This window comes from Gammaproteobacteria bacterium (assembly GCA_003696665.1).
Taxonomy (GTDB): domain Bacteria; phylum Pseudomonadota; class Gammaproteobacteria; order Enterobacterales.
In genome coordinates this window covers 1-2,219 of sequence record RFGJ01000437.1, presented here as the reverse complement: position 1 = coordinate 2,219, position 2,219 = coordinate 1, and the positions used below count along the sequence as shown (strand labels likewise).

At 48.9% G+C, this 2,219-nt stretch carries 3 protein-coding genes; all 3 read right to left on the bottom strand.

Going from position 1 to position 2,219, the window contains the following annotated elements; all coding sequences use genetic code 11:
- Positions 1–144 (bottom strand): ribonucleotide-diphosphate reductase subunit beta (locus D6694_10970; GenBank protein ID RMH39656.1); only part of this gene is annotated, 144 nt, incomplete at its 3' end.
- Positions 145–150: 6 nt separating this feature from the next.
- Positions 151–837 (bottom strand): hypothetical protein, encoded by a 687-nt coding sequence (locus tag D6694_10965; protein RMH39655.1) that lies wholly within the window; start codon positions 835–837, stop codon positions 151–153.
- Complete coding sequence (locus D6694_10960; protein ID RMH39657.1) at positions 834–2,066, bottom strand: site-specific DNA-methyltransferase; 1,233 nt, start codon at positions 2,064–2,066, stop codon at positions 834–836. Before D6694_10960 ends, D6694_10965 begins: the two co-directional genes overlap by 4 nt.
- Positions 2,067–2,219 lie beyond the last annotated feature (153 nt).

Sequence of the window (2,219 nt, the reverse complement as noted above, 5' to 3'; positions counted from 1 at the left end):
GAGCGTCTGCCGCCAGTCGCGGACGTCGTCGGCCAGCGGCACCTCCTCGGGCAGCCAGTGGATGCGCTGCTGGGTCAGCCAGGCCTCATAGGCCCAGGGGTACTCGAAGGGCTTGTAGGCGATCCGTTCCTCAAGCAGAGGCATTGCCGGTTACCTCACCTCTCTTGGTCCGTTTTCAGAGTCGACTGTCCATTCCCACAAGAGGCGGTCTTCTTCGTAAAGCTGTTTATTGTTCGATTGAAACTCAGCCTTCAGACTGCATCGCAGGCCATACAAGTCGTAAATTTTATATGATATGGGGGTATACCCATCTTCATTCTGCTCCATTGCAAACCCGACTAGAAGATGAAAGGCGTCTTCGGTGACTTTCTTGTCGCGTTCATCATGAGGAGTCGAAAAATAAAATGATCTCTGCGTAGATCCTACAGTCTTCAGGTTATACGTTTTTACTTCCAGATAGACGGGTGCAGGATCGCCCTCTATCCGAATATCAGGATACCCCGCGTATTTTTTCTTGCCTGTCTGCGTATGTGGGATATCAGCGTTAAGTCCTACATTTTTTAGAGCTGCGATAACGAAGGGTTCGATCGCATTGCCAATTTCGTTTGGGCGCTGGCGGTAAAGAGGCTTTTTCTTAATATCAAGGCAGACATTCTTCATAGCACATGATATTTTTTTCATCAATTCGTAGAGCTCTTTATTTTTGACATCAAAAGGAATGACATCTACGCCATAGATATATTGGACAATATTCTCGAAATAAATATCCTTCGGCAGGCAAGAAAAATTTTCTATTGCCTCCTGCAAATGACGTGCATCATGATTTTTTTCTGTCATCTTTCGACTCTAAACAAGACGATACGATTCGTATTCGTTCCAGCCGTGTTGTTCGTCACACCCCAGCAATTGGCGGTCTTCGTAAATGTCTGGTCATTAATGATTACTCCTAATGGCTCAAGTTGAAGTCCTTCTGCCGCCTTTATCACTTCCTTTTCGAGAAGTACCTTGCCGGCGCGCACCTCACCTACTTCAAATGCCACGTGACCACCTGGTTTAACCACACGTGCCAATTCTTGGAGAACAGATCTCACGAAATTGCGCCATCCTTCAACTGATCGGTGATGTGCGATTGGAACCCTGCTGGGGTCGATCCCCATGAACCAGCATCGCAGCCAGTTGTCCTGCTCATAGTTAACCACGTCGAGAAATGGTGGAGATGTGACTACAAGCGCAATACTGTTGGATGGAATCTCGGGAGTGGCTTCGGCCCGACCGCTCAGCAGCTGAAAAGTGGAACATTGCACTCCTCCATGTGAAAGGAGACTTTTCGATTTTTGCAGAATGATTCCCTTGACATCCCGAACAGGAGGGGTCTGCTTCAGCCTCTGATTGATTTTTCGTTGTCGCTCGATCGATACGGCCTGATTTGGGGGTAGGGTATAGACGGAAAAGAAACCCTTGGAATGTCCTGTCAACCGGTTAATCGCAACCATACGAATCCATTTATCAACCATGTCCAGCTTTCCGGACAGGTCTCTTTCTATCAACCAATTTCTCAGCCCCTCAATTTTTGCAAGAACGGTAGGATGGTAGAAAACAAGCAGTTCCGTGTGGCTGATTGATTGGAAATCTTCCCAAGGAATAACATCCAAGCGCTCTGCAATTTCTTTAAGGGGTGGACAAGCAAGACGTGGTTCCACGAGCGCTTGCGAGAGAGGATTGATGTCATTCCCGATGGGCACGCGTTGCATCAGGGCTGCTTCGATTAGAGTAGTGCCACGCCCCATAAAGGGATCATATACGCGATCACCCACGTCTGTCAGGTGCTTGATGAAAAAGCGTGGAAGTTGAGGCTTGAAGCAGGCACGGTAACTAATTTCATGAATTCTATTGGCCGCCCGCTGCCGCTTTGTCCAAAATTCGTTGATAAAATAAGTTATCCCAGCGTGCTGTTCGACTATTGTCTCTCGCCCGAACTCCCTGTAGGCGCGGACTGTGTCAAGAAAGGATCCTCCGAACTTGCCATGCCCTGAGGGGTAGCGGGGCGGATTGAAACGACATTCCATCCCATCGAACAGCGTGGGCTGAGTATCCATAGAGCATCACCTCAATCAACCGTCTCGCTATGTGCCGACCAGCCATCCTCTTTAAGCAGAAAAGCTGTCAACCCTTTACTGACAGGCGAGGCATTCCTCGTAGTCGGTGGACCCGTGCGCGGG

Excerpts from the sequence above, each read along its gene's own strand:
- D6694_10965 (RMH39655.1), bottom strand. The coding sequence starts at position 837 with ATGACAGAAAAAAATCATGATGCACGTCATTTGCAGGAGGCAATAGAA.
- D6694_10960 (RMH39657.1), bottom strand. The coding sequence starts at position 2,066 with ATGGAATGTCGTTTCAATCCGCCCCGCTACCCCTCAGGGCATGGCAAG.